The 5649-nt window shown below is 68.5% G+C and carries 8 protein-coding genes; 4 read left to right on the forward strand and 4 right to left on the reverse strand.

What is annotated here, in order from left to right:
• The 4 genes from ACYPYD_RS19670 to ACYPYD_RS19685 all read right to left on the reverse strand — a co-directional run.
• The coding region (locus ACYPYD_RS19670; RefSeq protein ID WP_459664991.1) for a MotE family protein at window positions 1–504 on the reverse strand (504 nt) is incomplete at its 3' end.
• A gap of 13 nt (window positions 505–517) precedes the next feature.
• The gene (locus tag ACYPYD_RS19675; RefSeq protein ID WP_008830464.1) at window positions 518–1015 is read right to left on the reverse strand and encodes a DUF6468 domain-containing protein; all 498 of its coding nucleotides are present in this window, start codon (window positions 1013–1015) and stop codon (window positions 518–520) included.
• A complete protein-coding gene (fliM, locus tag ACYPYD_RS19680) occupies window positions 1012–1953 on the reverse strand; it encodes a flagellar motor switch protein FliM (RefSeq protein WP_008830465.1) in 942 nt (313 codons plus the stop codon). The genes ACYPYD_RS19675 and fliM overlap by 4 nt, the downstream gene beginning before the upstream one ends.
• The gene (locus tag ACYPYD_RS19685) at window positions 1950–2495 is read right to left on the reverse strand and encodes a flagellar basal body-associated FliL family protein (protein WP_037519534.1); all 546 of its coding nucleotides are present in this window, start codon (window positions 2493–2495) and stop codon (window positions 1950–1952) included. The genes fliM and ACYPYD_RS19685 overlap by 4 nt, the downstream gene beginning before the upstream one ends.
• 130 nt (window positions 2496–2625) lie before the next feature.
• Here ACYPYD_RS19685 and ACYPYD_RS19690 point away from each other — a divergent pair, with 130 nt between their 5' ends.
• From ACYPYD_RS19690 to flgH, 4 genes are all read left to right on the forward strand, one after another.
• Complete coding sequence (locus ACYPYD_RS19690) at window positions 2626–3369, forward strand: flagellar hook-basal body protein (RefSeq protein WP_008830467.1); 744 nt, start codon at window positions 2626–2628, stop codon at window positions 3367–3369.
• Between the two features lie 78 nt (window positions 3370–3447).
• Window positions 3448–4233, forward strand: a complete 786-nt coding sequence (gene flgG, locus ACYPYD_RS19695) for a flagellar basal-body rod protein FlgG (RefSeq protein WP_008830468.1) — start codon at window positions 3448–3450, stop codon at window positions 4231–4233.
• On the forward strand, window positions 4233–4664 hold the full coding sequence (gene flgA, locus ACYPYD_RS19700; RefSeq protein ID WP_459664993.1) for a flagellar basal body P-ring formation chaperone FlgA: 432 nt from the start codon (window positions 4233–4235) through the stop codon (window positions 4662–4664). The genes flgG and flgA overlap by 1 nt, the downstream gene beginning before the upstream one ends.
• Before the next feature lie 8 nt (window positions 4665–4672).
• Window positions 4673–5449, forward strand: coding sequence for a flagellar basal body L-ring protein FlgH (flgH, locus tag ACYPYD_RS19705; RefSeq protein ID WP_008830470.1), 777 nt, complete (start codon window positions 4673–4675; stop codon window positions 5447–5449).
• Window positions 5450–5649: the final 200 nt, after the last annotated feature.

Below are 5649 nucleotides of genomic sequence, written 5' to 3' on the forward strand. Positions count from 1 at the left end.
CATCGACAGCGCCACGGCGCCCTGCGGCGACATGTTCGCCATGATCTGCGCCGTCGCGCGTTCGCGCATGCGGGTGGCAACTTCGCGCTGGACCTCGATATCGAGCTTCTCGAAGATCGGCCCGGCCCGGTTCGGCTTCATCGTCTGGTAGATCCGCGCGAGGTTGTCGTAAGGCACCGAGGGCGCCCCTGCTCCGCCCCCTGCACCGCCTTGGGCCCCAGCCTTCGCGGCGGCGGCCTGTTGTTCCTGCTGCTGGCGCACCTGTCCCGCAAGCCGCGCCTCGCTGGCCTTCACCGCCTGCTCGCGCATTTCCAGCCTGCGCTTCTCGGCGGCCGAAGTGCTGTCCCGCCGCGCTGCCGAATCCTGCAGCGAGGCCCCGAGGCGGCTCGTCGGCGCGCCGCCGGCAATGTCCGCCGAAGCGGCAAAGGCGATGGCATTCGCCACCGCCGCCGCCGCCGCGACGCCCAGCATCAACCGGGTTGGCTTGGTCAAAGCCCTGATCATGCCACGCGCCCAGTCATGCTACCCGATTGCCGCGCTTCGAGGTCAGGTCGAACACGATGCGGCTGAGTTCGCGCGCCTCGTCCGCCACCGGCGCGGGCGCAGGCGCTGCGGGCCGCGTCTCCGCCTCGGCACGCAGCACCGCGTCGGCCTCGTCGCGCCAGCGCGCGGTACGACGACGCACGCCCGCCTCGGCCGCGCGCGCCTTGTCAGCGGCATCGACGATGCGCTCCGCCACCGAGTTGCCCACGCCGACCATTACCGAAAGCTCGTCACGCAACTCGCGCGAGGCTTGCAGAATCTCGCCCTGCGCCGCCGCGTCGGTGGAGAGCACGCGCTTCAGCTCCGCCAGCACCAGACGCGCCTGATGCGTGGCGTTGTCCAGCTTCTCCACCGCCTGGTCGAGGTGGCCGTCGCGCAGCGCCCGGATGCGGCGGTCCATGCGGATCGCCTGCACCATGACCACAAGGCACATCAGCACGAGAGCGAGGTTGATCCCGGTAGCAAGCGTCATTTCGGATACCCCTTGGCGATGTCGGTGGCCATGCGGATGGCGATGTTGCTGGAACGCTGGCCGATGTGCGCGCGGCCCAGCGGCACCCCGCCGCAATGGACCTGCAGCGCGTCGTCCGGGCTGTTGCTGAGCGAGATGGTATCGCCCACCTTCAGCCCCCGCACGTCGCGCAGGGGCATCATCTTCTCGCCCAGCACCACGTCGACGACGACTTGCGTGTTGTAGAGTTCGCTCGCCATGTGGTCGGCCCAGATGCGGTCGCGGCCCGCCTTCTCGCCCATGAAGCGCTGCAGCAGCTTCTCGCGCACCGGCTCCAGCGTGGCATAGGGCAGCAGCACCGAGAACACCCCGCCGCGCCCTTCCATGTTGACCGAATAAGTCGCGACGGCGGCGACGTTGCTCGGCTCGGCGATGGCGGCGAAGCGCGGGCTCAGTTCCATGCGCTCCAGCCCCATGGCGACCGGTGCGATCTCCTCGAAGGCGCTGGCGAAGTCGTCCAGCGCCATCTGCACCACGCGCGAGACGAGGCTGGATTCGATGGTCGTAAAGGTCCGCCCCTCCGGCGGCAGCGAGCGCGTGCCGCCCCGCCCGCCGAGCAGCGCATCGACGATGCCGTAGATCAACCCAGCGTCCACCGTGACGACGCCGTAGCTTTCCCAGGGCTTGACCTGGAACACGCCGAACATCGAGGGCAGCGCGATGTTGTCCATGAAATCGCCGAAGCGGACCGAGGTGATCCGCTCAAGGTTCACTTCGATCGCGTCGGAGGTGAGGTTGCGCATCGAGGTTGCGAAGATCCGCACCATGCGCTCGCACACCACCTCGAGCATCGGCAGGCGCTCGTGGTTGATGACGTTGGATTCAAGGACTGCCTTCAGGCCCTTGCGCGGAACCGCCTCGCCATCGACGGCGGCGAGCCTGATGGGGTCGTCGCTCACTGCTGGATCAGGTCCTGAATGAGGATGTCGCGCACCATGCCCTTGCCGAGCGCCTCGGTGGAGCGGCGGATCATCTCCTCCTTGATGCGGAACACGGCGGCCGAACCGTTGAGGTCCTCGGGCCGCAGTTCGCGCAGGAAAGGCTGCAGCGCATCGAGGATCACCGGCAGGCGCGCCTTGACCGCGTCGGTCTTGCCGTCTGCGGCGACGACGACGAAGCGCAGCTTGACGAACTTGGCCTGAGCCCCGCCGCCACGCAGGTTCACCATCATCGGCGCGACTTCGATGTAGGAGGCGGACGGATCGGCGTCGGCCGAGTGACCGCCCTCCCCGCCTTCTTCCGGCGCCGCCTCGGCCTGCTTCTCCTCGGCGTGATCGGGGCTGCCCTTCTGCATGTACCAGTAGACGCCGCCCGCGCCCGCCAGCATGCCGACCGCGACGACGGCGATCGCGATCAGGCGGACCTTGCCGCCCTTCTTCGCTCCGGCCTCATCGACCCCCGCCTTTTCGACCGACGTATCGTCGGTCTTTTCGTCGCTCACGTTCCGCGTACCCCGTTCGAAAATTCCCGCTTGCTTGTCCATGTGCGTCCGCGCGCGCGGTTTCAATCCTATATAGGGGATTAAGAGCCCTTTCCGGGTTCGCCCAAGATTTTTGCGAAAAGGTCCGCCGATGGACGTTTCTTCCTTCGTCCTCCTCAGCCACGAGCAGGCCCTGCGCCGCCAGCTGGACGTGGCCGCGAACAACATGGCGAACGTTTCGACCGCGGGATACAAGCGCGAGCAGGCGGTGTTCCACGAATATGTCGAGAACGCGCAGGAAGCCCCGGTGCAGGACGCGCGGAAAACCTCCTACGTGCTCGATTACGGGCAGGTCCACGACATCGCGCAAGGCGCGTTCCAGTCCACCGGCAACCCGCTCGACGTGATGATCGAGGGGCGGGGCTATCTCAACGTCGAGATGCCCGACGGCTCCACCGGCTACACCCGCGCGGGCTTCGTGAAAGTGCTGGAAAGCGGCGAGCTGGCGACCTCCGGCGGCCAGCGCCTGCTCGACGAGAACGGCCGCCCGATCGCCATTCCCGCCGACCAGCTGGCGCAAGTCTCAATCACCGCCGACGGCACCGTCATGGCGGGCCAGGACCCGGTCGGCCGCCTCGCGGTGACGGGCTTCGCCGACGAGAACATGCTCGAGGCGCGCGGCGACGGCGTCCTCACCGGCAGCGGCGGCACTGTGATGACCGCCGCCCAGACCCGCTTGCGCAGCGGCGGCGTCGAGGCCTCCAACGTCGAGCCGATTTCCGAGACCACCCGCATGGTCGAGGTGCTGCGCTCCTATCAGGTCAGCCAGCGCCTTTCGGCCGACCTTTCCGACATGCGCCGCAAGGCCATCGACCGCCTCAGCAGGATCGGCTGATCGATGCCACTGCCCGCGCAAAACCCTGTCCGTCATTCCAGCCCGACCGCGCCGCTCTAAGCCCGAAGGAAACCGCCCATGCGTTCGCTCTCCATCGCCTCGACCGGTATGCTGGCCCAGCAAACCAACGTCGACGTCATCTCGAACAACATCGCCAACATGAACACCACCGGCTTCAAGCGGCAGCGGGCGGAATTCCAGGATCTGCTCTACCAGCAGGAAACCCGCCCCGGCGCCTCGACCAGCTCGGACGGGACCAAGGTGCCTACCGGCATCCAGATCGGCGCGGGCGTGAAGACCGGCGGCGTCTATCGCATCACCGAGCAGGGCGCACTGACCAGCACCGGCAACCAGTACGACATGGCCATCGACGGCGAGGGCTATTTCCAGGTCATGCTGCCCACCGGCGACCTCGCCTATACCCGCGCGGGCTCGTTCCAGCTGTCCGATCAGGGCGAGCTGGTGACCACCGACGGCTACCGCGTGCAGCCCGACATCACCATCCCGCAGGGCGCGGTGGCGGTCTCGGTCTCCAAGACCGGCGAGGTGCAGGTGAAGCTCGACGGGCAGGCGCAGATGCAGACCGTGGGCCAGCTCGAACTGGCCACCTTCATCAATCAGGCGGGCCTCGAAGCCATCGGCGACAGCCTGTTCCAGGAAACCGGCGCATCGGGCCAGCCCATCGTCTCGACCCCCGGCCAGCCCGGCTACGGCACGCTGAGCCAGGGCTTCATCGAAGCCTCGAACGTCAACCCGGTCTCGGAAATCACCGCGCTGATCACCGCCCAGCGCGCCTACGAGATGAACAGCCGCGTGCTCAAGACCGCCGACGAGATGCTCCAGACCTCGACGCAGACCGTCTGATGCTGTCGGCGTTGCTCGTCCTCGCCGTCGCCGTCGCCGCCGCGCCCGCGGGGGAACCCACGCCGGTGCTCGCCCGCACGGTGGAGCGCGGGGAGGTGCTGGCGCGCGCCGATTTCGAGACGCAGCGCGTCCCCGCCGCCGTCGCGCGCGGCGCCCTCGCCCCGGCCGACGCCGCCGGGCAGGAAGCGACCCGCCGCATCATGGCGGGCTCCGCCGTCCGCGCTGCCGACGTCGCCGCGCCGCGCCTCGTGCGGCGGGGGGAAAACGTGACGATCGCGCTCGTTTCCGGAGCCTTGCGCATCACCTCGCCCGGCCGCGCGCTTGCCGATGCCGGGCGCGGCGAGCCGGTGCGCGTCCTCAATCTCGCCACCAACCGCACGCTCGAAGGCACCGCCGCCGCGACGGGCGAAGTGCGCATCGCGCTTCCGTAGGAACCCTCATGAACAAGCGTCTCGCCGCCCTCACCTGCGCCCTTCTCTCGGCCAGCCTGCTGGCGGGCTGCGGCTCGGTCGGCCGCCTCAAGAACGTCGGAAAAGCGCCGAAAATGAGCGATCCCGGCGCCCCCGTGGCCCCGCGCATCGAACCCTCTCTGGGCAACCACGCGAGCGGCGATCGCGCGCCCGACGGCAGCGATCCCAAGGTCGCCGAGGCCGATCGCGGCGCCTCCCTCTTCCGCACCGGCGGCGGCGCGTTCTTCCGCGACCAGCGCGCCTCGCGCGTCGGCGACATCGTCACGATCCGCATCAACATCGCCGACAACGCCCAGGTCGCCAACAGCACCACGCGCACCCGCAACGGCAGCGAAGGCGGCGGAATTGCGGCACTTCTGGGCCTCGAGAGCCAGATCGGCAAAGTCCTTCCCGGCAACCCGGACCCGGGCAACCTCGTCAGCACCAATTCGAAGTCGAGCGCGGTCGGCGTCGGCAACACCACCCGGTCCGAGCAGATCAACATGACCGTGGCCGCCACCGTGATCGGCGTCCTGCCCAACGGCAACCTCGCCATTCGCGGCAAGCAGGAAGTGCGCGTCAACTTCGAACTGCGCGAACTGGTGGTTTCCGGCGTGATCCGGCCCGAAGACATCGCCCGCGACAACTCGATCCGCCACAGCCAGATCGCCGAGGCGCGCATCAGCTACGGCGGCCGCGGCCAGCTGACCGACGCGCAGCAGGCCCGCTGGGGCCAGCAGATCTACGACGCGCTGTTCCCGTTCTGAGGGGTACCTAACGGCACCCAACGGGGGTTTAAGGAGGGGCTAACCGGTACACAAGGGGTGCCGGAGCGGCGTCGAAGCACAGCACCCGTCATCCCAGCGAAGGCTGGGACCGCTGGCCGTGTACAGCCCCCCTCGCGCTGAAGGGCTCCTCGGCAAGCTCGCGTCTAAAGACCGATAGCGGTCCCAGCCTTCGCTGGGAT

It is taken from the genome of Novosphingobium sp. 11B (assembly GCF_054589055.1).

Excerpts from the sequence above, each read along its gene's own strand:
- flgG (WP_008830468.1), top strand. The coding sequence starts at position 3,448 with ATGCGTTCGCTCTCCATCGCCTCGACCGGTATGCTGGCCCAGCAAACC.
- ACYPYD_RS19675 (WP_008830464.1), bottom strand. The coding sequence starts at position 1,015 with ATGACGCTTGCTACCGGGATCAACCTCGCTCTCGTGCTGATGTGCCTT.
- flgH (WP_008830470.1), top strand. The coding sequence starts at position 4,673 with ATGAACAAGCGTCTCGCCGCCCTCACCTGCGCCCTTCTCTCGGCCAGC.
- ACYPYD_RS19690 (WP_008830467.1), top strand. The coding sequence starts at position 2,626 with ATGGACGTTTCTTCCTTCGTCCTCCTCAGCCACGAGCAGGCCCTGCGC.
- flgA (WP_459664993.1), top strand. The coding sequence starts at position 4,233 with ATGCTGTCGGCGTTGCTCGTCCTCGCCGTCGCCGTCGCCGCCGCGCCC.